Raw genomic sequence first — 25,477 nt, forward strand, 5'->3', positions numbered from 1 at the left:
AGTCACGCGTGTCCGGAGGTGCGCTAGGGCCAACGTCGTCCCCTCCATACGCTCAACCAGGGGGAAGGACAGATTGTCATGACTCGAATCCCAACAGGCAACAGTTCCCCGGAGGCTGTTTCTCCGTTCAAACGCTTTGCCGCCATGCCAGAAGCCCGCGGCCTCTACAACCCGGATGCGGAAAAGGATGCCTGCGGCCTGGCCATCATTGCCACGCTGCGCGGCGAGCCCGGGCACGACATCGTTGCCTCGGCCCTGACCGCGCTGCGCAATCTGGAACACCGCGGCGCCGTGGGCGCCGACGAGGGCACCGGTGACGGCGCCGGCCTGCTGACGCAGGTCCCCGATGAGTTCTTCCGTGCTGTGGTGGACTTTGAACTGCCGGCCGCCGGCTCCTACGCCGTCGGCACCGCCTTCCTCCCCGCCGAACCGGCCGAGGCCGTCGTGGCACGGACCGGTCTGGAAACCCTGGCGGCAGCAGAGGGCCTGGTAGTCCTGGGCTGGCGCGAGGTGCCCATCGTGGCCGACCTCGTGGGCGCCATGTCCCGGGCCTGCATGCCGCACTTTGTGCAGTTGTTCATCGCCATCGACCCGGCGCGCGGCGCCGAGGGCGAGGCCAATGCGCTGGACGCCCGCGCCTTCCGCCTGCGCAAGCGGGCGCAGAATAAGTACGGCGTCTACTTCCCGTCGCTGTCCTCCAAGACCATCGTCTACAAGGGCATGCTGACCACCGCGCAGCTGGAGCCGTTCTACCCGGACCTCTCCGACCCGCGCTTCAAGACCCGCCTGGGCATTGTGCACTCGCGCTTCTCCACCAACACCTTCCCGTCCTGGCCGCTGGCCCAGCCGTTCCGCACCATTGCGCACAACGGCGAGATCAACACGGTCAAGGGCAACCGGAACTGGATGCGTGCCCGCCAGTCCACGCTGTCCCACCCGCTGCTGGGCGACAGCCCCGAAGAGCTGTTCCCGATCTGCACCCCCGGCGCCTCGGACTCGGCCTCCTTCGACGAGGTGGCCGAGCTACTCTGGCTCGCCGGCCGGCCGATGCCGCAGGCCATCATGATGATGATCCCCGAGGCCTGGGAAAACCACGCCACGATGGATCCGGCCCGCCGTGCCTTCTACGAATACCACTCGCTGCTGATGGAACCGTGGGACGGCCCCGCCGCCGTGTCCTTCTCCGACGGCACGCTCGTCGGCGCCACGCTGGACCGCAACGGTCTGCGCCCGGGCCGCTACTGGATCACCGAGGACGGCCTGGTTATCTTCGCCTCCGAGGTGGGCGTGATCAACGTCGAGCCCGCCAAGGTGGTCAAGAAGGGCCGTGTGGCCCCCGGCAAGATGTTCCTGGTGGACACCGACGCCGGCCGGATCATCTCCGACTCGGAGATCAAGGCCGAGGCGGCCGGCGCCAACCCCTGGGCCGAGTGGGTCAAGGACAACATCATCTCCCTGAAGGACCTGCCCGAGCGCGAGCACGTGGTGCACACGCCGGCGTCGGTCAACCACCGCCAGCGCACCTTCGGCTACACGCAGGAGGAGCTGAAGATCCTGATCGGCCCGATGGCCCGCACCGGCGCCGAGCCGCTGGGCGCCATGGGCTCGGACACGCCCATCGCGGTGCTGTCAAAGCGCCCCCGGCTGCTCTTTGACTACTTTGTGCAGTCCTTTGCCCAGGTGACCAATCCGCCGCTGGATGCCATCCGCGAGGAGCTGGTGACCAGTCTGTTCACCTCCATCGGGCCCAATGGCAACCTGCTCTCGCGCAGCAAGGTCACCCAGCCGCAGGTGGCGCTCACCTTCCCGGTGATCAACAACGACGAGCTGGCCAAGATCGCCAACATCGCCAACGCCGACGGCGAGAAGATCGCCATGAAGGTCCGCGGCCTGTACAAGCCCGACGGCGGCGAGGCCTCGCTGCGCTCCCGGCTCTCGGAAATCTGCGAGCAGGTCTCCGGCGCCATCAACCGTGGTGTGCAGTATGTGGTCCTTTCCGACCGCGACTCCAACGCCCAGTGGGCGCCCATTCCGTCGCTGCTGCTGGTCAGCGCCGTGCACCACCACCTGCTGCGCAGTGCCAACCGCACCAAGATCTCCCTGGTGGTGGAGGCAGGCGACGTCCGCGAGGTCCACCACGTGGCAGTGCTGGTGGGCTTCGGCGCCGCCGCCGTCAACCCGTATCTGGCGATGGAATCGGTCGAGGAGCTCATCCGCACCGGCGACATCACCGGCGTCACCGCCGAGGAGGGCGTCTACAACCTGATCAAGGGCCTGGGCAAGGGCGTGCTGAAGATCATGTCCAAGATGGGCATCTCCACCGTGGCCTCGTACTGCGGCGCCCAGACCTTCGAGGCCCTGGGCATTGCGCAGGACCTGGTGGACGAGTACTTCTCCGGCACGCACTCCCAGCTGGGCGGCATCGGCCTGGATGTCATCGCCGCCGAGGTGGCGGCCCGCCACGCCACGGCCTATCCGACCGACGGCGTCGAGCAGCCGCACCGCCCGCTGCTGGGCGGCGGCGAGTACCAGTGGCGCCGCGAAGGCGAGCCGCACCTCTTCAGCCCGGAGACGGTCTTCCGCCTCCAGCACGCCACCCGCGAACGCCGCTACGACATCTTCAAGGCCTACACCAATGGCATTGACGACCAGGCCGAGAAGCTGATGACCCTGCGCGGCCTGCTGGCCTTCAAGGACGGCGTCCGCCCGGCCATCTCGATCGATGAGGTGGAACCGGTCTCGTCCATCGTCAAGCGCTTCTCCACCGGAGCCATGAGCTACGGCTCCATCTCCAAGGAGGCCCACGAGACGCTGGCCATCGCCATGAACCAGTTGGGCGCCAAGTCCAACACCGGCGAGGGCGGCGAGGACGTGGACCGCCTGCTGGACCCGGCGCGCCGGTCCAAGATCAAACAGGTTGCCTCCGGCCGCTTCGGTGTCACCAGCCTCTACCTGACCAACGCCGAGGACATCCAGATCAAGATGGCCCAGGGCGCCAAGCCCGGCGAGGGTGGCCAGCTGATGGCCCAGAAGGTCTACCCGTGGGTGGCCCGGACGCGGCACTCGACCCCCGGCGTCGGACTGATCTCCCCGCCGCCGCACCACGACATCTACTCGATCGAGGACCTGGCGCAGCTCATCTACGACTGCAAGCGCGCCAACCCCTCCGCCCGGGTGCACGTCAAGCTTGTCTCCGAGGTGGGGATCGGCACCGTGGCCTCCGGCGTGACCAAGGCCAAGGCCGACGTCGTCCTCGTCTCCGGGCATGACGGCGGCACCGGTGCCAGCCCGCTGAACTCGCTCAAGCACGCCGGCGTTCCGTGGGAGCTCGGCCTGGCCGAGACCCAGCAGACGCTGATGCTCAACGGCCTGCGCGACCGCGTGGTGGTGCAAGTGGACGGCCAGCTCAAGACCGGCCGCGACGTCGTCATCGCCGCCCTGCTGGGCGCCGAGGAGTACGGCTTCGCGACCGCCCCGCTGGTGGTTTCGGGCTGCATCATGATGCGCGTCTGCCACCTGGACACCTGCCCGGTGGGCGTGGCGACGCAGAACCCCGAGCTGCGCCAGCGCTTCACCGGCAAGCCCGAGTTCGTGGTGAACTTCTTCGAGTTCCTGGCCCAGGAGGTGCGCGAAATCCTCGCCTCCCTCGGCTTCCGGAGCCTTCAGGAGGCCATCGGCCACGCCGAGTTCCTGGACGCGGCCGCCGCCATCAACCACTGGAAGGCCGACGGCCTGGACCTGGACCCGATCCTGCACGGCATCGAGTTCGACGCCGACGCCCCGCTGCGCAATTTGGTGGGCCAGAACCACGAGCTCGAGAAGCACTTCGACGTCCAGCTCATCGCCATGAGTGCCGAGGCGCTGTCCGAGCGCACTCCGGTGAAGATCTCCCTTCCGGTCATCAACACCGACCGCTCCGTGGGCACCATGCTGGGCCACCACGTCACCAAGACGTTCGGCACCACGCTGCTGGGCCCTGACACCATCGACATCACGCTGACCGGCCAGGCCGGCCAGTCGCTGGGTGCCTTTCTGCCGGCCGGCATCACGCTGCGCATGTTCGGGGACTCCAACGACTACGTGGGCAAGGGGCTCTCCGGCGGACGCATTGTGGTCCGCCCGGACCGCACCAACGTCTTCCCGGCCGAGGACAACGTGATCGCCGGCAACGTGATCGGCTACGGCGCCACCAGCGGCGAGATGTTCATCCGCGGGCAGGTGGGGGAGCGGTTCCTGGTCCGCAACTCCGGCGCCACCGCCGTCGTGGAGGGCATTGGCGACCACGGCTGCGAATACATGACCGGCGGCCAGGCCCTGGTCCTGGGCCGCACCGGACGCAACTTTGGTGCCGGCATGTCCGGAGGAACGGCCTTCGTGCTTGACCTCCAGCGGGCCAAGGTCAACAAGGCGGCGCTGGACACCGGCGAACTACAGCTGGTGGAACTGGACGCCGAGGACCGCGACATTGTCCGCGGCCTGCTCATCAAGCATAAGGAGGAGACGGATTCCGCCGTCGCCCTCCGCTTGCTGGAAGATTTCGAGGCTACCGCCGCGCGGATCACCAAGGTGCTCCCGCGCGACTACGCCGCCGTACTGGAAACGCGCTTGGCAGCCGTGGATGCGGGCATTGACCCGGATTCCGAGGAAGTCTGGCAGAAGATTTTGGAGGTTACCGGTGGCTGATCCCCGGGGTTTTTTGAAGGTCCGCGAACGCCAGACCCAGACGCGCCGGCCCGTGCCGGTGCGCATCATGGACTGGAAAGAGGTGTACGAGGCCCAGGAAAAGGGTGTCCTCAAGAGCCAGGCCGGGCGCTGCATGGACTGCGGCGTGCCGTTCTGCCACCAGGGCTGCCCGCTGGGCAACCTCATTCCCGAGTGGAACGATTTGGTCTGGCGGGACAAGGGTGAGGACGCCATCGAGCGTCTGCACGCCACCAACAACTTCCCGGAGTTCACCGGGCGGCTCTGCCCGGCACCCTGCGAGTCCTCCTGCGTGCTGGGCATCAACCAGCCCGCGGTGACCATCAAGCAGGTCGAGGTGTCCATCATCGATGCGGCGTTCGACAACGACTGGGTCAAGCCCATGCTGCCGGCCCGCCTGACGGGCAAGACCGTGGCCGTCATCGGCTCCGGCCCGGCCGGCCTGGCCGCCGCCCAGCAGCTCACCCGCACCGGGCACACCGTGGCCGTCTACGAGCGCGACGACCGCATCGGCGGCCTGCTGCGCTACGGCATCCCGGACTTCAAGATGGAAAAGGAGCAGCTGGACCGCCGCCTGGCCCAGATGACTGCCGAGGGCACCCGGTTCCGGCCCGGCGTTGAGGTGGGCACCGACATCAGCTGGGAGCAGCTGCGCCGCCGCTACGACGCCGTCCTGGTCGCCACCGGCTCCACCGTGCCCCGGGATCTGACCATTCCCGGCCGCGGCCTCTCCGGCGTGCACTTCGCCATGGACTACCTGGTCCAGGCCAACCGCGTGGTGGCCGGGGACACCGTGGAGAACCAGATTGATGCCAGGGGCAAGCATGTGGTGATCCTCGGCGGCGGCGACACCGGTGCGGACTGCCTCGGCACGGCGCACCGCCAGCAGGCAGCCTCCGTGACCACCCTGGCCATCGGCAAGCAGCCCCCGCTCGAGCGTGCCTCGCACCAGCCCTGGCCGACGTTCCCCACCCTCTTTGAGGTGGCCAGCGCCCACGAGGAGGGCGGCGAGCGGACCTACCTGGCCTCCACCGTTGAGTTCATCGGCGAGGATGGCGTGCTGAAGGCCATCAAGGTGGCCGAGACCGAGTTTGTCGACGGCAAGCGCGTCCCCAAGGCCGGCACCGAGCGGGAAATCCCCGCGGATCTGGTGTTCCTGTCCCTGGGCTTCACCGGCCCCGAGCCCAAGGGCATCGACGAGCAGATCAAGGTCGAACTCGACGGCCGTGGCAACATCATCCGCGACGGCTACTACATGACCAACACCGACGGCGTGTTCGTGGCCGGCGACGCGGGCCGCGGACAGTCGCTGATTGTCTGGGCCATCGCCGAGGGCCGTTCGGCTGCCGCCGCGATGGACAAGTACCTGGACGGCTGGACCATCCTGCCCGCCCCGGTCGCCCCGACCGACGTCGCCATGGGTGCGCTGTAGGTGCACCCCGCACGCCCGTTTTGAGACACGTTTTTTCGAAGAGAATCCACACCATTAGGGTAGGTATATGAGACGCGCAAAGATTGTTGCAACCTTCGGTCCGGCCATCGCCAGCTATGAGAACACCCTCGCGGTGCTCGAAGCCGGCGTCGACGTTGCCCGCATGAACATGAGCCACGGTGACTACATCGTGCATGACAATACCTACGAGAACGTACGCAAGGCTGCCACGCAGCTGGGCAAGGCCGTGGCCATCATGGCCGACCTCCAGGGCCCCAAGATCCGCCTGGGCCGCTTTGTGGACGGACCGCACAAGTTGGAGGTCGGCGATGTCTTCACCATCACCACCGAAGACGTCCCCGGCACCAAGGACATTTGCTCCACCACGCTCAAGAGCCTCACCGAGGACGTCAACGTCGGCGACACCCTGCTGATCGACGACGGCAAGGTCTCCCTGGTTGCCACCGCCGTCGACGCCGTCAAGGTCGTCACCAAGGTGACAGTGCCCGGCATGGTCTCCAACAACAAGGGCATCAACCTGCCCGGCGTGGCCGTCAACGTGCCGGCGCTGAGCGAAAAGGACGAGGACGATCTGCGCTGGGCCATGCGCCGCGGCGTCGACCTCGTTGCCCTGTCCTTCGTCCGCGATGCCAGCGACATTGTCCGCGTGCACGAGATCATGGACGAAGAAGGCCGCCGCGTGCCGGTGATCGCCAAGATCGAAAAGCCGCAGGCCGTGGAGCACCTCTCCGAGATCATCGATTCCTTCGACGCCATCATGGTGGCCCGTGGCGACCTGGGCGTGGAGCTTCCCCTGGAGGAAGTGCCGATTGTCCAGAAGCGCGCCATCGAACTGGCCCGCCGCTGGGCCAAGCCGGTCATTGTGGCCACCCAGGTCCTGGAATCCATGATCGACAACCCGCGCCCGACGCGCGCCGAGGCCTCCGACTGCGCCAACGCAGTGCTCGATGGTGCCGACGCCGTCATGCTCTCCGGCGAGACCAGCGTGGGCCAGTTCCCGATCGAGACCGTCAAGGTCATGGCCCGGATCATCGAGTCCACCGAGGTCCACGGCATGGAGCGCGTGCCGGAACTGGGCACCAAGCCCAAGACCCGCGGTGGCGCCATCACGCGTGCCGCCGTCGAGATCGCCGACCAGCTGGACGCGAAGTACATCGCCGCGTTCACCCAGTCCGGCGACTCCGCACGCCGCCTGTCCCGCCTGCGCCCCAAGAAGCCCGTCCTAGCCTTCACCCCGGTGGAGCAGGTGCGCAACCAGCTGGCCCTGACCTGGGGCATCCAGCCGGTGCTGGTGCCCATGGTGCACCACACCGACGAGATGACCGAGCAGGTCGACCGCACGCTAATGGAGATGAAGCTGGCCGAGGATGGCGAGCTCGTCATCATCGCCGCCGGGTCCCCTCCCGGACAGGCCGGTTCCACCAACTCCTTGAAGGTGCACAAGGTGGGCGACCTCTCCGACACCACCAAGGGTGGCGGCACCAAGGAAAAGGTCGGCCCCTGGCCCACCGCATAACCTAACTGCCTCGCCGGTTGAGCGAAGCCGAAACCAAAGGCGGCCCGCACCATATGGTGCGGGCCGCCTTTGTCGTTGCCGGTGGTCTCCGGTGGTCGAGCCTGGGCCCGGTGGTCGAGCGGAGCCGAGACCCGCTGACCCGCCCCCGGTGGTCGAGCGGAGCCGAGACCGTGCCCGGCGTCGCTAGTTGACCTGGTTGATGATCGTCTCGGCAACCTCGCGCATGCTCAGGCGGCGGTCCATGGACGTCTTCTGGATCCAGCGGAACGCCTCCGGCTCCGTCAGGCCCATCTTGGTGGTCAGCAGGCTCTTGGCGCGCTCCACGAGCTTGCGGGTGGCGAACTGCTCTTGCAGGTCCGTCACCTCCAGCTCCAGGGCGCGGATCTCCTCGTGGCGGGACAGCGCGATCTCCAGGGCGGGGATCAGGTCCGCCGGGGTGAACGGCTTGACCACGTAGGCCATGGCACCGGCGTCGCGGGCCCGTTCTACGAGTTCCTTCTGGCTGAAGGCCGTCAGCAGCACCACAGGGGCGATGCGGGCCTTGACGATCTTCTCGGCGGCCGTGATGCCGTCCATGACGGGCATCTTCACATCCATGAGGACCAGGTCGGGCCTGAGCTCTTCGGCCAGCTGGACGGCCTTCTCGCCGTTGTCGGCTTCGCCCACCACGTCATAGCCCTCGCCGCGGAGGATCTCCATGATGTCCAAGCGGATCAGGGTCTCGTCCTCGGCAACCACCACACGGCGTGCGGGGGTGGTGGGTGCGGATTCCGTAGGTTCAGACACAGGGGCTCCTTGAAAGCAATACTTCGGTGGTGCGGACCGTAAAGTCCGCGGGTACTGGCCGGCTCTGCTGCGCCGGTTCTGTGAATTAGCCTATCGGCATGTAGAGTGGTTTCGCGCACTTGTTCGGGAATGAGTCCCGTTTCAAGTGCTGTGCTTTGCACCACATGGTGCATGCCCGAGTGGCGGAATGGCAGACGCGCTGCACTCAAAATGCAGTATCGAGAGGTGTGTGGGTTCGAGTCCCACCTCGGGCACAGCGTTTCCGCAGGTCAGAGGCCCTTTGGGCCTCTGACTGTGGACAAATCTCCCAATCTGTGCACACGACGGGCACTTGGCGCGGCCAGTTGGCCCTGAATCTACGGGCCCATGGCGTGTGGGTTGCGCTGGCTGCTGGTCATTGCGAGTCCTCGATTCCTGGGTCTGCGGTCCAGTTTTCTGCCCTACACCTGTTCATCGGGGGAATGACCGTCGGCAACATGATGTTCCGAAACAAATTCGTGATTCCGTTGGCCGCCGGCAACCTCTAATTCGATGGACGGCCGGATCCCTTCGTCCCTTCCCGCGGATCATCCATGCGAGTTCATCGGACCACTTCTGACAATCAGCATGATCTACCGCAGGGGCTGTGGGCTCAGCGTCGGCCGCTACCTCAGACGCGAGGCGGGGCGATGGCTTGTTGGTCGGCTGCCTTCGGTGCTGTGGAGTGCCAGTTCATCATCATCGGGCTGTCGCTGTAGTCGAGAACTGCCTGGACGTGTACCGAACCAACTTCCACCATTGGTTGGGGTGTCGTCTGATGGGCAAGAGGTTTGCGGGCCAAAGGGAAAGCCCGCCAGAGGGCGCATACGGGAATGGTGACAGTCAAGAACGGAATTGGTGGAAGATTTCGAATAGCGGGGCAGCGCCGGAATGTGATGCGGTGCGGGACCGGTTTCCAGGCTCCGCGGAATGGCCCTTATGCCCGTGTCGTGAACTCAATCCGAATGCGTTCCAGCGAGGTGCGTGGAACCACAGCGGTGACAACGCCACCGCCTGCCAGGTCCGCACCGATGCCGTACACGAACGGGTCCGTGTCGACCTCCGCGGCAGGCACTTCCAAGCCACCGACGAGCACATGGACCCGGCTGTTGACCATCCGGCCGGTCACGACGGGCGCGGGCATTTCCCACGGTTTGGTATCCGATCCGAGTTCCTGCCGGAACTGGTTCATCAGGATGTGGTTGACGTGGTCCACCAGCACGCTGGCCACCGCTGAATGCTCGGACGGGTCACGATGCCAGGTGGTCCACACGGCCTCCCACAGCTGCGGGTAGTGCATCCGTCCAACCTGCTCGACCAGCCATGCGGGCCGCGGCCAGGGCGGCACGGCCTCGATCGCCCTGCGCGTGGGCTCGTCCAGGTCCGCGAGGTTGACCGGGTCGGAATGGTCGTCCGGGTTTCGCCAGAGCGTGTAGGTGATGCTGGCTGTCATGTCGCTGTAGCCGCGATCGTCCTGTCCATACGTCACACCGATGGTGTTCGTGTCCTCCAGCGAGGGCTGGGGCACGAGCCCCATCACCGGGATGGGCATAAGTTTCAGGCGTTCGGCCTGCTCGGTTCGAGGGTCGGGTGCGTCTTCGGGGAGAATTCCAGCCAGTCTCATGCTCCGATTATGAACCCACCCCGTTGTCTGTGGCCCGCATAGGGGACGCGATTGCTGGCTTGCACCGGGCCGAAGTGTGGTGCTGGTAGTCTCTGGCCGCATGAGGATTCTCCTTGAGACGGCGTCCTTTCTCTTATCGCGAGTGCTGTGTGTGGTCGGCGTGTCGTCCATCGCCGCAGGGACGTCGGATGCGGCGCGGTATCTGGGCTATGTCCAGGAACATCCGGAGCTGTACAGCGGCATGCCTCAGGGTGGCGTGGCCATCATGGTCGGGGGCGGATCTGCAGTCATTCTGTGTGGATGCCTGGCGCTGGTGTTGCTGCGTCGTCGTCGTTGGGGAAGTGCGGTCCCCTTGATGATTGGCGGGCTGCTGACCTACTATCCGTCCGGGCTGCTTCTTGCCGGGGGACCGACTTATGTACAGCCGCTTCAATCATGGCCAGCCTGGCTGGCCGGTGCCGCCGTCCTGTGCGGCGTCTTGGTGCTGGCGATGGGACCATCCCGGAGGCCCACTGTCCCCTAAATGCCATGCCGAAAGCTGCATTGGTCCGGGTTGCCGCATGCGGAGGGACGTCCACCTGTCGGTGATGGTTCTGCCCGTGCCGTGGAGTCTCCTTCCAAGTGCGTTGAATCGTGTCTGCCATGTGAATTGTCCCAGCGATCATGCCGCCTCTCTTCTTTCTGGAGGCGTCGCCGGAAGGCTGCTCAACGATTCGCACGAAGTGTCTTCGCTCCTACATCCCCGCCGGCCGACGGCGTTGCGGGGCGTATGGGCTAGTGGTCGGCTTCGGGCGTGAGTGTTGCCGCCGCGTCGAGGGCGTCGTCGACGACGATCAGGTAGTTCTCCCGGCCGGCTGCCAGTGGGATGGAGTGTTCGCCGTATTTGTTGTAGGCGAGGTTGACGGCGTCGGCGGCGTTGGTGATGCTGGGTTTGCGCAGCAGCCGGGCGATGTCGAGGGTGTCCTTGTCCCGTTCGGCGGCGATCTTCATGGCCAGCAGGGTTTCGGTGTCGGCGGCCTGGATGGTGAGCCCGTCGAGGTGTTCGAGGTCGATCCACGTGGCGTTGTCCGGGACGAAGGCCGCGGCATTGGAGTTGAACCAGTCAGGGGCCAGATCATAGTCGGACGCCATGCCAGCGACCACGGCGTTGACCGTGTCCCTGTTGGCGTAGCTGGCGTCGATGTCGGCGGTGGGGTGGTTGCCGATGCCCTGCAGGATGAGGGCGGCACCACCGACGAGTTTGATGTCGCCGTGTACGCCTTGGGCCGCCAGGTGCCGGCCCGGTTCGTGGAGGAGGGCGCGGATCTGTTCTGCGGTGGGTTCGCCGCCGTTCATGGCGGCCAGGCTGCGTTCGCGGATGAGGACGTTCATGGCGGCCAGCCCGGGTGGTGTTTCGGAGCGGGTGGGTTCCTTCATGGGTGCCCGGACTCTCCGGTAGGACTCGGCCGGCATCCATGCCTCGCCGAGGGGTTTGGTGCGCCGTGCCCAGGACGGTGCAGGTTGTCCGAGCCGGCGGGCGGTGTAGGCGGTGATCCCGGCCAGGGCCGCGGACCAGGGCCGGTCCTTGAGCCGGGGGCGGCGTTGGAGCAGGGGCCTGCCCGCCTTCAGGGATGCGGCGGCGTAGTCGGCGAGCATCTTGGCCGCGAACTCGAAGTCCTTCTCAGCGATCAGTTGGGTGAAGGTGGCCCCGCAGTCGCGCCGTTCCGGGTCATGCCCGCGGCCGCGGGGGAGCGGATCGGTGGCGGCCAGGGACAGGCCGAGGGCGGTGAGGACGGCGAGGGTCTTGCCGAGTTCGGCGCGGTCGTGGCCTGCTTCCAGGTCGATGAGGAACTTCCGCGAGACCCCGGCGGCGTCGGCGAGGGCCTGTTGGGACCAGCCGCGGGCCGTTCGCCGGGCACGGATCATGGCGCCGGCCGCGGCGGGGGTGCCGCTCGTGGAAATGGTCGACCGCTCATCGCCGAGATCATCGCGTGCTGGAGGGCCGGACCCGGAAGCCATGGGGCCACCAGTGGTGGTGGTCATGGGCTGGCGGCTGCATCAAGTGGTGAGATCGCCACTGACGCCTCCCGCCGGTTTGGACTGCGCCCGGAGGGTGGAAAAGGAGGGTGTGCACTTTGTGCACGCCCTTGCCGTCTGACTCGGCCGCACCGGTGCCAGACGGGGCCGCGTTCGGCACGTTTTCGGAACTTTCCAGTGTTTGTAGTTGGCGAGTGGACAGGCAAGGGGCTTGAGGACCAAATTTCGGGAAAGTCACGCCAAGCCGATTCCGCGTGGTGACGAGGGGGCCTCGGTTCGCTGCGCCTGCATGGCTAAACAAAAATATCTGGCTGCGGCCGAGGATGCCTCATACGGGCGATTCGATGCGCAGGCGACTACCACCTCTAAGACGGGGAGGGAGCGTCTGAATTGGGCTAGGCGTAGGGTGGAAGTTGGACGATAGGAGCACGTCATGAAGAAAATCCTCATGGTACTGACCAGCGTTTCCGAGATCGGCGATACAGGTAAGAAGACCGGCTACAACGTGGCCGAGGCTGCACATCCCTGGAAGGTCTTCAAGGATTCCGGGCATTTCGTCGACTTCGCATCCATCCAGGGCGGCCAGCCCCCGCACGATGAGGTGGACCCGGAAGATCCCATCCAGGTTGCCTTCACGGAGGACGAGGCCACACGCGCCGGTCTCTACAACACTGCCCGCGTCGACGTCGTTGATCCCGGCCAGTACGACGCCGTCTTCCTCGTGGGAGGCCACGGCGCCATGTGGGACTTCCCGGACAGCGAAGGCTTGCAGAACCTGGTGGCCAGCGTCTACGACGCCGGCGGCGTGGTGGGCGCGGTCTGCCACGGCCCGGCGGGCCTGGTGAACGTGGAACTGGCCAACCGGTTCCGGCTCGTCGGGGGCCGGGAGGTGGCAGCCTTCACCAACGACGAGGAGGTTGCCGCAGGGATGGACAAGGTCATCCCGTTCTTCTTGGCAGACCGGCTTGAGGAACAGGGCGCGATCCATGTCTCCGCCGACGTCTTCGCTGAAAAGGTCGTAGTCGCCGACCGGCTGGTGACCGGCCAGAACCCGGCCTCCGCAGCCGGCGTGGCCAAGGAGATGGAGAAGCTCCTCGCGGAGGTCATCCACCAGGAAAAGGCCGAGGAACAGCACGAGGCGGAGGCCCTGCGCGCCGAGAAGGACGCCAAAAAGGACGCCAAGAAGGCGGCTGCGGCAGGCGCCGAGCACTAGGGCGTGTCTCCCAATGCGGCGCTCCAGATGACGACGGCGTGCAGGACGGCCGCTGAGCGGTAGGTGAGGGCCAGTTTGTCGTAGCGGGTGGCCAGGGACCGCCATTGCTTGAGGGTGTTGAAGCTGCGCTCGACCACATTGCGCCGTTTGTAGGCGTCCCTGTCGTATCTGACGGGGCGTCCCCCGGCGGAGCCCTTGCGTTTCCGGTTGGCCTTCTGGTCGTCCTTTTCCGGGATAACGCACTCGATGCCCCGCCCGCGCAGGTACGCCCGGATTGCTTTGGAGGAATAGGCCCTGTCGGCCATGGCCCGGTCCGGGCGGGTGCGGGCCCGGCCGGGACCGGGCCTTTCTACCTTCAGGGCCTCCATGAGGTTCTCAAACATCGGCGAGTCCCCGCCCTGGCCCGGCCCCAGCAGCAGGACCAGGGGACGCATGTTGCCATCCACCAGGGCGTGGATCTTGGTGGTCAGCCCGCCGCGGGACCGGCCGATGGCATGGTCCTCAGGCTCGTCGAGCAGATTCCTGTAATTCGACAGGTCCCCCTGTGTGGCGGGGCAGGTTCGTGCCGTGCTGGTGGGCACGGTTGACCGTGGAGTCGATCGAGACCTCCCAGTTGATCAGCCCGGCCGTGTCCGCGCGGGTCAGCAACGCCGCCAGGACCTTGTCCCAGGTCCCGTTGGCGGCGTTGCGGCGGTGGTGCTTCCACACGGTCTTCCACGACCCGAAATAGGCAGGGAGATCACGCCATGGGATCCCTGCCCGGTAGCGGTAGATGATGCCCTCGGTCATCAGCCGGTGGTCGTTGAAGGGTCGGCCCGGTTTCCCCGACGAATCGGGCATCAACGGGGCAATGGACTCCCACTGGGCATCGGACAACACGGAATAGCGAGAAGGCACCCATCAATCATGCCAAACCGCAAAACCACTGATTAGGAGACACACCCTAACACCCGCAGCGCACTGAAACTGGCGGCCGCCCCGACGACGGGGCGGCCGCCAGCCGGCGTACGTGCGCCGGCACATCAACGTCCTCGGCCACTGCTCCTTCCAACTTCCCGATTTGGCCGGCGGCTGTCGTCCCCTTGTGTGTGATCGACTATCTGTAGGCCGTTTCAGCCGAGAATATGGGCCACGTTGGTGGCTCGTTTCAGGCCAAAAGAGCGGTAAGAATCAGGCCAGTCATTTCATCCCGGAATCAGGTTTCGGGGGCTGGTTTGGAGATAGAGATCACCCGGTGGTTCGGGCCCCGCCTTGAGTGTCAGGGACATGGGCCCGCCACCCCCAGATAGGTTCCTACGGCGCTGCCATTGCGAAGCGTATGCGCCGGAAGGGCTGGAAAGCAGATGACGGTACCCATGTCCGTACAAGAAAATATCAGACGACTCGACTCCCAGGGAGTCCCCGTGCGGGAGATCGCCCGCAGGCTGGGAGTCAGCCGGACCTCGGCGGCCAAGTACGCCGAGCAGCAGGACTTCTCCCCGGCGCCGCCGGCACCGCTGGCCAGGCCGGGTGCCTCGGTCCTGGCCGGGTTCGAGCACATCATTGAGCGGTGGCTCATCGAGGATGCGCGCCGGAACCGCAAGCAGCGGCACACGGTCAAGCGGATCTTTGACAGGCTCGTGGAAGAGCATGGGTTCACCGGCACCTATTCACCGGTCCAGCGGCACGTGAAGAAATGGTTGGCCGCCAACCGGCAGCCCGGCGAGGGGTTCACCGAACTGGTCTGGCCTGCCGGCACCGTGCAGGTCGACTTCGGTCAGGCCGAGGCCATCATTGCCGGGATCCGGCAGGTCCTGCACATCCTCGTGGTGACCTTCCCGTTCTCGAACATGCGCTTCGTCCAGGCATACCGCGGCGAGACCGCTGAATGCGTTGCCCACGGGCTGCGGACCGTGTTCGAGCACATTCGGGCTGCGCCGCGGCACATGGTCTTTGACAACGCGACGGGCATCGGAAACCGGGTGGGAACCAGGGTGACCGAGACGAAGCTGTTTGGCGCCTTCAAACTCCATTACCGGTCCCAGTCCCGCTATTGCAATCCATACTCGGGCCACGAGAAGGGCAACGTGGAGAACGCGGTGGGGTTCCTGCGCCGGAACTTCATGGTCCCCGAGCCGGAGGCCGCCACCTTGGAGGGGCTCAACAAGGTCCTCATGGCGCGCTGCGATGCGTTGGCCACCACAGTGCACTACCGCAAGGGCCTGCCCCTGGGTGAGCTGTTCGCCCAGGACGTGGCCGCCTCCATGGAACTGCCGGGGATCGGTTTCGATGCCGTGCGCTACGAATCGCGCAAGGCCGACAAGACCGGGAACCTGCTCATTGACGGGAACACGTACGCCGCCGGGCCCGTCTTCCACGGGCGGATGCTCACGGTGGGGTTGGGACACGACGTGGTGCAGATCCTTGACGAGCATTCCGAACCCGTCCGCACGTTCCCACGCGTCTTCGGGAAGCAGGCCGAGACGGTCTTCGACCCGGCTTCCCTGGTGCCGCTGCTCGTGACGAAGCCCGGGGCGTGGTCCCATTCCCCGCTGCGGGCCCTGGTCACCGACCCCGTGCGTGACTGGCTGGACAAAGCCACCGCCACCGGGCGGCGCCGCCTGTTCAACGCCGTGGACGCCGCCTCGTCGGCGGCGGGATTCGATGCCGCGGTGGCCGCTGCCGACACCCTGATCCAGCGCGGGGATGCACCGGACATGGCCATGCTGGGCATGCTGGCCCGCCGTCTGGCTGACGGCACCGAACCGCCGGCAGCCAACGTGGATCTGAGTGTCTATGACACCTTCACCACCCTGAACACCACCACCGGAGAAGTCGCATGAACCCGATCACCGTCCAAGACATCCTCGAAGCGGGCAAGCATGCCTCGCTGACCGGCAGCGTGTTGACCGAATGGGCCGAGAAGGGCACCCCGAAACAACGCGAATACCTCCACGAGGTCCTGCTGGCCGAGCACGAATCCCGGCAGGAGTCACGCCGCCAACGATTGCTGAAGGCAGCGAGGCTGCCGGCCATGAAAACACTCACCGGGTTCGACTACGGCAGTGTCCGGTTCCCGGAGGACTACGGCCGCGAACCCCTCGAATCCCTGGATTTCATCAACCGGGCCCAGGACCTGGTCCTCTACGGGGACGTCGGCACGGGCAAGACCCACATGGCCACCGCCCTGGTGGCCGCAGCCTGCCGGCAGGGCATCCAGGCCAGGTTCTTCACGACCTCCGCCCTGGTCATGATGCTGCGCCGCGCCAAGGACGAAGACCGCCTCGACAAGGAACTGGCCGCCCTGGCCAAGAACCAGCTCCTGGCGATTGACGAACTGGGCTACCTGCCGATCGATACCGAAGGGGCCAGGCTTCTCTTCCAGGTGATCGCTGACGGGTATGAAAAACGCAGCCTGATCATCACCACAAATTTGGAGTTTTCCCGCTGGGGAACAGTGTTCGGGGACGACAACATGGCCGCCGCCGTCATCGACCGGCTGGTCCACCACGGACGGCTTCTGCAATTCCGCGGCGAGTCCTACCGGGTCAAAAATGCCCTCATGAAATAGCCAACCGCTGAAATGGACCAGAAACGGGCCGAGGTGGCCTAATTCTTAGCGCTGAAACGGCCTACTTAGACTTGACGAAACACACCCTGCGCGAATCCAAACCGCGGCGACAGCAACGCGGAGTATGACGCCCGAACCTCACCCCCCTATCAGGCCCGCCATGCCCAACATCTCTACGGAGCAGAGGACCACACCGTCCAACGCATCGCCGACCTGCTTCAGGTCCCGCCCTCCACGATTCTCTGTTGACCGATGGAGGTGGGTAGTGATCATGAAGCTTGACCGACTTCTTTGGGCGGTGTCCGGCGGCCACGCATCACGGTGGCATTGTCTGGGTAGCTCTCCGGCCTACAGTGATTGCCGCAGACCCCTCCGGCCCGTCTGGGTTGCACCGGAAGGAAATAATTTCGGTGTGGACAATGTCCACACCTTTGCCGGCGGACTCGTCCGTACCGGGGCCGGACTGGGCCGGTTTCGGCATGTTTCCGCAACTTCCCAGTGTTTGCAAGACCGAAAATCCGGTTCGAGTCCCACCTCGGGCACAGTGTTTCCGCAGGTCAGGGGCCCTTTGGGCCTCTGGCGGTGGACAAAACCCGCCAAAGTGTTGACGCGAGGTCCGCTTGGCGAGGCCTCTTGGGCAGATTCTACGGGTCCCTGGCGTGGGGGTTGCTGTCGTTTCTAGCCACTGTGGGTCCTCGATTCTTGGCACCTGTGCTCTGGTTCTGTGTCCTACACTCGTTCATCGGTGAAACAGCTGCCGGCGACATGACGTGGCCAAACAGATTTTGAGATCGCAGATGGGCCCACCGCATAGTGGGCATCGGGCTGTGAATGACGCAGATTTTGAGAACGTTGGGGTTTGGGTCCTTCCGATCATGCCCATCGTGGGCATTCTGCCCATTCGTGACGCAATGCCAGGTCAGCAGCATGGTTTCTGGCGATCGGCACAATCGGCTGGGTATTTTCGGGATCATGCGTGATACGGCGTGTTGTTCTGGTTCCCGAAGCCCTATTCATCCGGTTGGGGTCTGGGTCCTATAGGAATCCCGCTGGTCTTTGGGCCATGGCTTGGAGGTCCTGCTGGGTTGTGGCGGCGTTGACGTCTTCGGCCAAGTCCAAATCGATTCGATAGTGACAAGGCCGCCCATCAGTGGAAGGTCAGAGCACTTGGAGGCAAATCTCCCCAACATGACGGCAGCGCGATTCCTAGGACGGTTCATTTTTCCCTCCCCGTATGTTGCTGCTGTGCTTGTGATGATGTGCACCGCCTCTGGTCTCGCGGGGCAGTGCAGATGACTACGAACGTTCCGTGCGGTTGAGTTCGGAACGTGACAGTAGCCGGACATCCTCATACCCGTCTTGCCTCAAAAGGCCTCTTTCTGTGCCGTGAGACATGGCCGACTGTGAGATGCCTTTCCGAGACGGTGGGGGAGCGGGATTCCGCGCGGAACCGCCACCGGAATCCGCCCCCTTCCGGCGTCTCAGAAGCCTGTAGCTTTTGAGATACGCGCATTGACAGGTCTCGATTTTCTCCAGTGGTTCCGGGGCAGGCGTAACCACCTCCTTCCCGGGAGAGTGGCGACGGTCGCATGGATACGTGCAGGGAGGAATGCGAGGTGGCCGCGATGGTCACAAGCAGTCGTGGAGGATTTCGTCGGCTGCCCGGCGGCCGGAGCGGATGGCGCCGTCCATATAGCCATTCCAGATTGAGGAGGTCTCCGCGCCCGCCCAGTGGATGCGGCCGACGGGAACAGCCAGGGCTTTGCCGTACTGCGTCCAGGCGCCTGCGCCAAGTCGTCCGCCGTAGCAGCCGCGGGTGAATTCCTCAGCTGTCCAGTCCTGCTCCACGATGTCGAACGGCTCTGCCGCCTTCGGTCCAAAGTACTTCACCAGGGCCTTGATGACGAGCCCGCGGCGTTCCTCCGGGCTCATTAGGCTGGCGGTGCGGGCGTGGGAGCCTTCAAGGAAGCCGACCAACACTCCGCACGAGGCATCGCTCGGGCTATTGTCCAAGACGACGTTGAAAGCATCGTCGAAACTCCATACTGTGCCGTTTAGGCCGGCCTCGCGCCAAAACGGCGTGTCGTAACCGATCTGGAACCTAATTACGGCCCCAGCCGGCATATGCTGGGTGAGCCCGTCGCGCAGCGGTGGCAAGGGCGGGACGTAGTGCAACCGTCCAGCCAGCGTTTGCGGTACGGCGACGATGACGTGCTCGGCCGTGATGCTACCCCCCCTCGTACTCGATCAGTACGCCCGTCCCGTCCTGTTGGATGGTGCGGACCACGCTATTGAGCCGAACCGCGTCGCCCAGTGCGGCGGACATCCGCTCGGATATTTGGTGGGTTCCGCCGCCGACTCGCGTCTCTTGGGCACCTCCCGTGATGTTCATGAGTGAATCCAGGCTGGTGCCGGATTTGATGTAGAAAAGAAAGTGCAGGAGTGAAAGTTCGGGAGACTCGGCAGAGAACAGCGCCGGGACGAGAAGCCGGAAGAACCGTCGGGCAAGGCTGTCTTCCATGTTGGCGACAAGCCAAGAGTCAAGGGTCTGCCGGTCCAATTCCTGGGCACCAGCGGATTCCCATGGTTCTTCAATCGCCACCGTTGAGGCCAAGGCCTCCAGCTGTTTCCAGAGTCGGCCAACCTCCAAGGCCGACTCAGGCGGAAGTCCATACGTCTTGTCTGCGTAGCGAACGACGTTTCCGTCGAACACGGTCAGGGCTTCGCCCATATCGAAGCTGGGGAATGCCTCAAGTCCCAGTTCCTTGATGAGGTCAAGTGCCACATCCTGCGTCGGGCCGACCCATTGGCCGCCCATCTCCACCGGCACGCCGTTGCTGAGAAAGCCTCCCATGTTACGGCCCGCCACCCGGTCACGGGCCTCAAGCACGACCGCGGTCTTGCCCGCGCCTACCAGCTTTCGGGCAGCGCTGAGGCCGGCGAGGCCCGCGCCCACGACAACTACGTCGACATCAAACATTACAAAATCGTCCAAGTACTAGTTCAGCCGTATGACCAAGGCTTCGGGTTCGATCGCTCTCGGACTGGATGCATCCATCTGCCCCGTAAAGGTTCAGCCTGGCATTCAGCTCGTCGCAACCTGGGCCCTGCCGTTCTTGCGGCAGGTCCCTGGCAACGGCAGGTTCGCCGGAGGAGCCGTGCGGTTGGTCTTCGCCGTTCTTGAGCGGCGGCATGATCGCTATTTTCAAAGGTCTTCCAATCCCGTTTTCGTCAACATCAAATCCGGCGAAACCCCGCCCCTCCACTAGTTGGTGGGCATGCCGTAGTGGTCTGCGATCAGTTCCACTGTGCGCGCTTGGGCACGGCGCGAATGTCCCTGAACAACCAGCATCACCTCGTCGACACCGGTTTGGGCATGGAGCTTCTCCAAGCCCTCTGCCACCTCGGAGGCGGTTCCATGAAGTGCCCGATCGGTGTATTCCTCAATCACCTGCCGCTCCTGGAAGGTGGCTTGAAAGGCCTCCACTTCCTCGGGAGGAAACAGAGAGAAGGACCTGCCCTGGAACATTCTCAGCATTGCCACGGCCCCGGACGCCGACTGACGCCGCGCCTCGACCCGGTCCTCGTCAGCGACAACCCCCACGCTCACCAAGCTGTATGGTTCCGTGAGGAAGCTCGACGGGCGGAAGTTCTCGCGGTAGATCCGCATGGCAGTCAGGATGTCGGCGCTGCCAAACTGCAGCGCGAAGGCGTACGGTCGACCGAGTCGGGCGGCCAGTTGTGCGGAGTAGACCGAGGACCCCAGAATCCAGACATCGGCGCGGGTCTCCGGTTGCGGGACCCGGTTCTGCTCGGCCTGCCAGGGACCCGGCACTGCCGGCACATCCCTGTAGGGGTGATCTTGCGGGAAGTCGTTTCCCAGGAACCCCAGCAGTTCTGCGACTTGCTCCGGAAAGTCTTCGTTCGCCGACTGGTGACGGCGCAGGGCCGCAGCGGTTGCTCCGTCGGTGCCCGGAGCCCGCCCCAGGCCGAGATCGATCCGTCCGGGGGCCAGCGCGTCGAGCATGCCGATTTGCTCGGCGACCACCAGGGGCACATGGTTGGGCAGCATGATCCCGCCGGCACCGAGCCTGATGCGCTCGGTCTCGCCGGTGAGCCTCGCCATCATGAGTGGTGGCGATGGGATCGATGCGCCGGGCATGGCATGGTGTTCGGACATCCAGAACCGCTGGTACCCGCGCCGGTCGGCCAGCCGCGCCAACGAGATGACTTCATCGTAGGATTCCTGGGCTGAAACACCGACCCCAGTGAGCGCATTGTCGAGCACCGATAAGACGAAGGGCGCGGTACCGGAAGGACGTGGACGATTCATGAACTACCTCACTCATCACGGGATAATGTTGTTTTTGACGTGATACGACCACTGTAGGGGTTTATCACGTCAAAGCACAACTGATACCGTGAGTAGCATGGACAAGGTCCCCCTACCCCCCGCTCCCGGAACCGCCGAGCATTTGTGCCTGGCATTGGCCAACAGCATCGTCATGCTCCCGGGCGGACAACGGGCCGATGAACTGAACACACCAGGGAACGCCACCGCATGGCTCATCAGCCACGATCTCGCGCCCGAAGGCACCGGCTTGCTGGCCTATTGCCAGCGTCAGCTCACGGATCTGAGAGGGAACATCCGGAGGGTGTTGGACTCGCACACCGAAGGCCTCGCGCCGGATCCCGGGTCGTTGGACGGCATCAATCGTGCCTTGACCGCGGTGCCCAGCGCGGCGCTGCTGCGATACGGCCCCGACGAGGGATTGCTCCGGGTTCCGGGCCATCCATTGACGCAGCTCGTCGATCACGCGATGGCTCAAATCGCGGAGGATGCCGCTGCGTTGTTGACCGGCCCGGATGCGCATCGCATCGCGCACTGCGCATCCGCCCCGTGCGATCGGTTTATGGTTCGAACGCACGCGAGGCGGCAGTGGTGTTCTGAACGATGCGGCGCCAGGCGGCGTGCCAATCGTGCCTATGCCCGCAAACAGGACAAGACTCCCGCCCGGTGAACGGAGCGATTCCAAGTCGAACCCGGGGTAGGCAGCGGCGGGAAACGAGGAGAACCTTTCCCTGGAGTACCAAGCCAGCCATGCTTGTCGCCAAACGCTCGCTGCCTAGCCCCGTCCGGACGTGTGCGTCCGGAGGTTAGCGTCTGGTGAAGCGGTTCCGGTACGAGGTCGGGGTCGTGGAGTAGGCCGCGACAAAATTCTGGCGGAAGGTCACCGGGCTGCCGAAACCGCACGACTCGGCAATGCGGGTGACGCTCCAGCTTGTGGTTTCCAGGAGCTGGCGGGCATCATCGAGTCGTCTGCCCAGCACCCAACGCGCCGGGGAAAGCCCGGTGACTTCCTTGAACCGGCGGGTGAAGTTTCGCTTGCTCATGGTGGCGTGCGCAGCCAAGCTTTCCACTTCGAGGTCTTGGTCCAGGTTTGCCAAGGCCCACTGGATGGTCCTACCCAGCGGGCCGTCAAGCTCGGGGTCCTGCAACGGGCGCGCGATGTACTGCGCCTGGTCGCCTTCTCGGTGCGGGGCCACGACGATGTGGCGGGCCACCGCGGACGCGGCCGCCGCGCCCAAATGCGTCCGCACGATATGCAGGCAGGCGTCCAATGCAGAGGCCGTTCCTGCGGATGTGAGCACGTCCCCGTGGTCAATATAGAGGGCGGAGTCGCTGAACACTACGGCAGGTTGCCTGGCGGCCATTGTCTGGACCGCCTCCCAATGGGTCACCGCCGTGCGGCCGTCCAGTATGCCGCTGCACGCCACCGGATACGCTCCCAGGCACAGTCCTGCAATCATTGCTCCACGCACGTGGGCTTCTCGCACTGTACGAAGCAGGTCCTCCGAGGGGTCCGACAGACTGGGTTGCCATGACGGGAACACGACGATATCCGCATCCAGCGTGATATTCGGGCCGGAGACGTCTCCAATCACGTAACCTTCGGCGCTACGCACGGGATGACCGGATTGGGTGAAAACCCTGGCTTCCCAGTCTTCGGCCAGTCCCAAGCGGGCGACTTCGCCGAACACCAGGAGCGGGGTGGCCAGATGGAACAGGGTCATTCCGTTGAAGGCGTTGATGGCAATCTTCACCGTGGCCCATTTTCATCGAAAGTATGCATATACGCCACTCACAGTACCAGTGACGGTGTTGCCAAGATGGAATCACCCAATCAAGCAGCAAACAAAATGGAGTACCCCATGGCTGAATTGCGCCGCGCCCTCGTCATCATCGACGTTCAGAATGACTACTTTGCCGAAGGTGGGCCGCTGGAAATCCAGTATCCGGACCGCTTCGAATCCCTCGCCAACATCACCCGTGCCATCGACCTTGCTACAGAGCAAGGGATGCCGATTGCCGTGGTCCAGCACGAATACCCGGCCGGCGCACCGGTGTTCGCCGAGGGGTCGGAGGGCTGGGAACTGCACCCGGAGATTTGCTCTCGCCGCACGGATTCGTGGAAGCACATCGTCAAGAGCTATGCCAGCGTCTTCGCCGGCACCGACTTCGAAGCCTGGCTGCGGGAAAATCAGGTCGACGCCATCACCATGGTCGGCTACATGACCAACAACTGCGACCTGGCCACCGCAGCGACTGCCGAACCGCTGGGCTTCGGGGTTGAACTGCTGTCCGACGCCAGCGGCGCGATCCACTTGGCGAACGAGCTGGGCCGGGTCGACGCGCAGCAGCTCCACGAGACCCTGCTGGTGCTCCTGCAGTCCAACTTCGCCGCCGTTGCCACCACGAACGACTGGGAGCGGGCCGTCCAGGCCGGCTCCACACTTCCCAAGGGCGACTTGGGGTCCTCAGCGATGCAGGGACGCGCGGCATTCGCGCCGGTCGCCTGATCAATTCGATGCCCATGTTCTGAGGCTCGGGGCTGTCTTTGAATATCCCGCGGACAGCCCCGAGGAACCGGAGTGAAGCAGGCCGCGACCGTGGTCTCGAACTGCTACGCCACCGATCTTCATCGAAAGGCAGATCAGCTGATGCCCCGGTCCTTGATTTCCCGCTCGGTTGTTGGTGCCGACTTTTAGCGGTCGGTTTCGACAATTCTGGAGGACAACCTGTTAATAGCCGGGCGCACGTGACTTTCTGACCGTCGATCAAGTCCCCTTCTTGACTGATCGACCCCCACCCTCGAGTACGGGGGCGGCGATGAACGTAGAAGCGGGAGCAGTCATACCCCACTCGTACATCGCATCCAACACCGATCTGAGGCTCCATCCCAGCTCGGTCAGTTCATAGACAACTCTCGGGGGAATCTCCGCATACGAGGTCCGTGTAACCAGCCCTCGGGCCTCGAACATACGAAGTCGGTTCGTCAAAGTGTGTGCACTAATCCCCGGAAGTGCCTCACGCAGCTGACCGAAGCGTTGGGGCCCATGCATGAGCTCGCGCACGATCAACGTGGCCCAAGGGCCATCGAACAGCAGCAGGAATCTTGCTACGCCACACTCAGGGAGGTCAGTTTCTCTCATAAATTCCAACCGTACGCCATTAGTGCAGTTGACGTAACTGATGCATCTCATGCACTAATGGAGTTATGGTCTACATAATTCATGGCGCCACAGGCGCCCAAGGTTCCCCTGTTCTCACCGCGCTGCTTGCATCCGGTCGCAACGCTGTCGCAGCTGTGAGGGACAGTACGTCTGTTCCTGCAGGCATCGATGCAGTCGCCGTCGAACTAACAGACGCCCCTTCTCTCGCAGCGGCGTACGCCGGCGCGGACGGCGTGTTTGTGCATCTGCCGATGGGAAGCCCCAGCGACGGTAGCGCGCAGGCGGCAGCAATCGCCGCCGCTGTGGCCGAGGCACGTCCTGGCCGGGTAGTGATTTCCACCAGCGGACAAATCGTCGATGACCATGGGTCGCCGCTGCAGGCCGCCGACGACAGCCCCATCATGAGTCTCATCCGCGACGTCACGGCCACCGGAATCCCGACCGCGATCGTCGCGCCGCGGTTGTACCTGGAGAATTTGCAGCTCCCCGTCGTCGCTGATTCCATTCAAGAAGAAGGCGTGCTGCGCTACCCCTTGCCCACTGACTACCCGGTTTCGTGGAGCTCACACCAGGATGTCGCTGACGTGGTCGTGCAGTTGCTCACCGGCCCGTTGGTCACCGGCACGATCGCTCTTGGACACCTGCCCGGCCTGACCGGCCAGGACCTTGCAACCGCCTTCGCCACGTATTTGGGTCGCCAGGTCCATTTTGAAGCAATCACTCCCGAGGTATTGGGCGACCTCATTGCACCGATATTCGGCCCTGCGAGCCTCCCAGTCGTCGGCCTCTATCGTGCCCTCAATGCCCAAGAGGCCAATGTCATTGATGATTTGAACAGTGCCCAGAAGGTGCTCGGAATCAGCCCCCGGCCGGTTTTGGAGTGGCTGGCCGAAGCAACTGCATAGAGCGCCCAAACACCCTGCGGCGCCGTGTCGCCGCGGGGTGTTTGAGTCGCGGAATCTCCCCACTGGTGCCTGCGGATCCTAGGGTGTGTCTCCTAATCAGTGGTTTTGCGGTTTGGCATGATTGATGGGTGCCTTCTCGCTATTCCGTGTTGTCCGATGCCCAGTGGGAGTCCATTGCCC

At 64.6% G+C, this 25,477-nt stretch carries 16 protein-coding genes, 1 tRNA gene and 1 pseudogene; 10 read left to right on the plus strand and 8 right to left on the minus strand.

What is annotated here, in order from left to right; all coding sequences use genetic code 11:
* Nucleotides 1–78: 78 nt before the first annotated feature.
* The 3 genes from gltB to pyk all read left to right on the plus strand — a co-directional run bounded on the left by gltB (nucleotide 79) and on the right by pyk (nucleotide 7,670).
* On the plus strand, nucleotides 79–4,683 hold the full coding sequence (gltB, locus tag ACQCSX_RS01140; protein WP_427017296.1) for a glutamate synthase large subunit: 4,605 nt from the start codon (nucleotides 79–81) through the stop codon (nucleotides 4,681–4,683).
* Nucleotides 4,676–6,133 carry a glutamate synthase subunit beta gene (locus ACQCSX_RS01145; protein ID WP_427017297.1) on the plus strand — a complete coding sequence of 486 codons (1,458 nt, stop codon included), beginning with the start codon at nucleotides 4,676–4,678 and terminating at the stop codon, nucleotides 6,131–6,133. The genes gltB and ACQCSX_RS01145 overlap by 8 nt, the downstream gene beginning before the upstream one ends.
* Before the next feature lie 67 nt (nucleotides 6,134–6,200).
* The gene (gene pyk, locus ACQCSX_RS01150) at nucleotides 6,201–7,670 is read left to right on the plus strand and encodes a pyruvate kinase (protein ID WP_427017298.1); all 1,470 of its coding nucleotides are present in this window, start codon (nucleotides 6,201–6,203) and stop codon (nucleotides 7,668–7,670) included.
* A gap of 183 nt (nucleotides 7,671–7,853) precedes the next feature.
* Here pyk and ACQCSX_RS01155 read toward each other — a convergent pair whose 3' ends face one another.
* Entirely contained in the window at nucleotides 7,854–8,456 is a 603-nt protein-coding gene (locus ACQCSX_RS01155) for an ANTAR domain-containing response regulator (RefSeq protein ID WP_427017299.1), read from the minus strand.
* Nucleotides 8,457–8,629: 173 nt separating this feature from the next.
* Here ACQCSX_RS01155 and ACQCSX_RS01160 point away from each other — a divergent pair.
* A tRNA-Leu gene (locus ACQCSX_RS01160) sits at nucleotides 8,630–8,710 on the plus strand.
* 701 nt (nucleotides 8,711–9,411) lie between these two features.
* On the opposite strand, the gene ACQCSX_RS01165 is transcribed toward ACQCSX_RS01160, so the two are convergent.
* Together ACQCSX_RS01165 and ACQCSX_RS01170 are read right to left on the minus strand one after the other, a co-directional pair.
* Nucleotides 9,412–10,098, minus strand: coding sequence for a hypothetical protein (locus tag ACQCSX_RS01165; protein ID WP_427017300.1), 687 nt, complete (start codon nucleotides 10,096–10,098; stop codon nucleotides 9,412–9,414).
* Nucleotides 10,099–10,872: 774 nt separating this feature from the next.
* The gene (locus ACQCSX_RS01170; protein WP_427017301.1) at nucleotides 10,873–12,120 is read right to left on the minus strand and encodes a helix-turn-helix domain-containing protein; all 1,248 of its coding nucleotides are present in this window, start codon (nucleotides 12,118–12,120) and stop codon (nucleotides 10,873–10,875) included.
* A 427-nt stretch (nucleotides 12,121–12,547) separates the two neighbouring features.
* Here ACQCSX_RS01170 and ACQCSX_RS01175 point away from each other — a divergent pair, with 427 nt between their 5' ends.
* A complete protein-coding gene (locus ACQCSX_RS01175) occupies nucleotides 12,548–13,327 on the plus strand; it encodes a type 1 glutamine amidotransferase domain-containing protein (protein ID WP_427017302.1) in 780 nt (259 codons plus the stop codon).
* Here ACQCSX_RS01175 and ACQCSX_RS01180 read toward each other — a convergent pair.
* A protein-coding gene (locus ACQCSX_RS01180) for an IS5 family transposase (protein WP_427018939.1) occupies nucleotides 13,324–14,167 on the minus strand; the annotation gives its coding sequence in 2 pieces (ribosomal slippage) (nucleotides 13,324–13,860 and nucleotides 13,862–14,167; 843 coding nt in all). The two genes, ACQCSX_RS01175 and ACQCSX_RS01180, sit on opposite strands and share 4 nt — an antisense overlap.
* Before the next feature lie 515 nt (nucleotides 14,168–14,682).
* Here ACQCSX_RS01180 and istA point away from each other — a divergent pair.
* On the plus strand, nucleotides 14,683–16,149 hold the full coding sequence (gene istA, locus ACQCSX_RS01185; protein ID WP_427016398.1) for an IS21 family transposase: 1,467 nt from the start codon (nucleotides 14,683–14,685) through the stop codon (nucleotides 16,147–16,149).
* Nucleotides 16,146–16,877, plus strand: coding sequence for an IS21-like element helper ATPase IstB (istB, locus tag ACQCSX_RS01190; RefSeq protein WP_427015968.1), 732 nt, complete (start codon nucleotides 16,146–16,148; stop codon nucleotides 16,875–16,877). The genes istA and istB overlap by 4 nt, the downstream gene beginning before the upstream one ends.
* Before the next feature lie 1,629 nt (nucleotides 16,878–18,506).
* On the opposite strand, the pseudogene ACQCSX_RS01195 reads toward istB, so the two are convergent.
* Nucleotides 18,507–19,857, minus strand: a pseudogene (locus ACQCSX_RS01195) (flavin monoamine oxidase family protein).
* Nucleotides 19,858–20,142: 285 nt separating this feature from the next.
* On the minus strand, nucleotides 20,143–21,210 hold the full coding sequence (locus ACQCSX_RS01200) for an LLM class flavin-dependent oxidoreductase (RefSeq protein WP_427017303.1): 1,068 nt from the start codon (nucleotides 21,208–21,210) through the stop codon (nucleotides 20,143–20,145).
* A 97-nt stretch (nucleotides 21,211–21,307) separates the two neighbouring features.
* On the opposite strand from ACQCSX_RS01200, the gene ACQCSX_RS01205 reads away from it, so the two are divergent.
* The gene (locus tag ACQCSX_RS01205) at nucleotides 21,308–21,898 is read left to right on the plus strand and encodes a CGNR zinc finger domain-containing protein (RefSeq protein ID WP_427017304.1); all 591 of its coding nucleotides are present in this window, start codon (nucleotides 21,308–21,310) and stop codon (nucleotides 21,896–21,898) included.
* A 136-nt stretch (nucleotides 21,899–22,034) separates the two neighbouring features.
* Here ACQCSX_RS01205 and ACQCSX_RS01210 read toward each other — a convergent pair whose 3' ends face one another.
* Nucleotides 22,035–22,982 (minus strand): GlxA family transcriptional regulator, encoded by a 948-nt coding sequence (locus ACQCSX_RS01210; protein WP_427017305.1) that lies wholly within the window; start codon nucleotides 22,980–22,982, stop codon nucleotides 22,035–22,037.
* Nucleotides 22,983–23,090: 108 nt separating this feature from the next.
* Between ACQCSX_RS01210 and ACQCSX_RS01215 the strand changes: the two genes are divergently transcribed.
* A complete protein-coding gene (locus ACQCSX_RS01215) occupies nucleotides 23,091–23,738 on the plus strand; it encodes an isochorismatase family protein (protein ID WP_427017306.1) in 648 nt (215 codons plus the stop codon).
* 258 nt (nucleotides 23,739–23,996) lie between these two features.
* Here the strand turns inward: ACQCSX_RS01215 and ACQCSX_RS01220 are convergent, their stop codons facing one another.
* Complete coding sequence (locus ACQCSX_RS01220; RefSeq protein WP_427017307.1) at nucleotides 23,997–24,422, minus strand: winged helix-turn-helix transcriptional regulator; 426 nt, start codon at nucleotides 24,420–24,422, stop codon at nucleotides 23,997–23,999.
* Nucleotides 24,423–24,436: 14 nt separating this feature from the next.
* Between ACQCSX_RS01220 and ACQCSX_RS01225 the strand changes: the two genes are divergently transcribed.
* Nucleotides 24,437–25,297: an SDR family oxidoreductase gene (locus ACQCSX_RS01225; protein WP_427017308.1), complete on the plus strand. Its 861-nt coding sequence runs from the start codon at nucleotides 24,437–24,439 to the stop codon at nucleotides 25,295–25,297.
* Nucleotides 25,298–25,477 lie beyond the last annotated feature (180 nt).

Origin of the sequence: Pseudarthrobacter sp. P1, from assembly GCF_050156935.1 — a bacterium.
GTDB lineage: Bacteria > Actinomycetota > Actinomycetes > Actinomycetales > Micrococcaceae > Specibacter.

What these genes read in the sequence shown, in the direction of transcription:
- gltB (WP_427017296.1), top strand. Translation starts at nt 79, where the DNA reads ATGACTCGAATCCCAACAGGCAACAGTTCCCCGGAGGCTGTTTCTCCG.
- pyk (WP_427017298.1), top strand. Translation starts at nt 6,201, where the DNA reads ATGAGACGCGCAAAGATTGTTGCAACCTTCGGTCCGGCCATCGCCAGC.
- ACQCSX_RS01165 (WP_427017300.1), bottom strand. Translation starts at nt 10,098, where the DNA reads ATGAGACTGGCTGGAATTCTCCCCGAAGACGCACCCGACCCTCGAACC.
- ACQCSX_RS01170 (WP_427017301.1), bottom strand. Translation starts at nt 12,120, where the DNA reads ATGACCACCACCACTGGTGGCCCCATGGCTTCCGGGTCCGGCCCTCCA.
- ACQCSX_RS01175 (WP_427017302.1), top strand. Translation starts at nt 12,548, where the DNA reads ATGAAGAAAATCCTCATGGTACTGACCAGCGTTTCCGAGATCGGCGAT.
- istA (WP_427016398.1), top strand. Translation starts at nt 14,683, where the DNA reads ATGTCCGTACAAGAAAATATCAGACGACTCGACTCCCAGGGAGTCCCC.
- istB (WP_427015968.1), top strand. Translation starts at nt 16,146, where the DNA reads ATGAACCCGATCACCGTCCAAGACATCCTCGAAGCGGGCAAGCATGCC.
- ACQCSX_RS01200 (WP_427017303.1), bottom strand. Translation starts at nt 21,210, where the DNA reads ATGAATCGTCCACGTCCTTCCGGTACCGCGCCCTTCGTCTTATCGGTG.
- ACQCSX_RS01205 (WP_427017304.1), top strand. Translation starts at nt 21,308, where the DNA reads ATGGACAAGGTCCCCCTACCCCCCGCTCCCGGAACCGCCGAGCATTTG.
- ACQCSX_RS01215 (WP_427017306.1), top strand. Translation starts at nt 23,091, where the DNA reads ATGGCTGAATTGCGCCGCGCCCTCGTCATCATCGACGTTCAGAATGAC.
- ACQCSX_RS01220 (WP_427017307.1), bottom strand. Translation starts at nt 24,422, where the DNA reads ATGAGATGCATCAGTTACGTCAACTGCACTAATGGCGTACGGTTGGAA.
- ACQCSX_RS01225 (WP_427017308.1), top strand. Translation starts at nt 24,437, where the DNA reads ATGGTCTACATAATTCATGGCGCCACAGGCGCCCAAGGTTCCCCTGTT.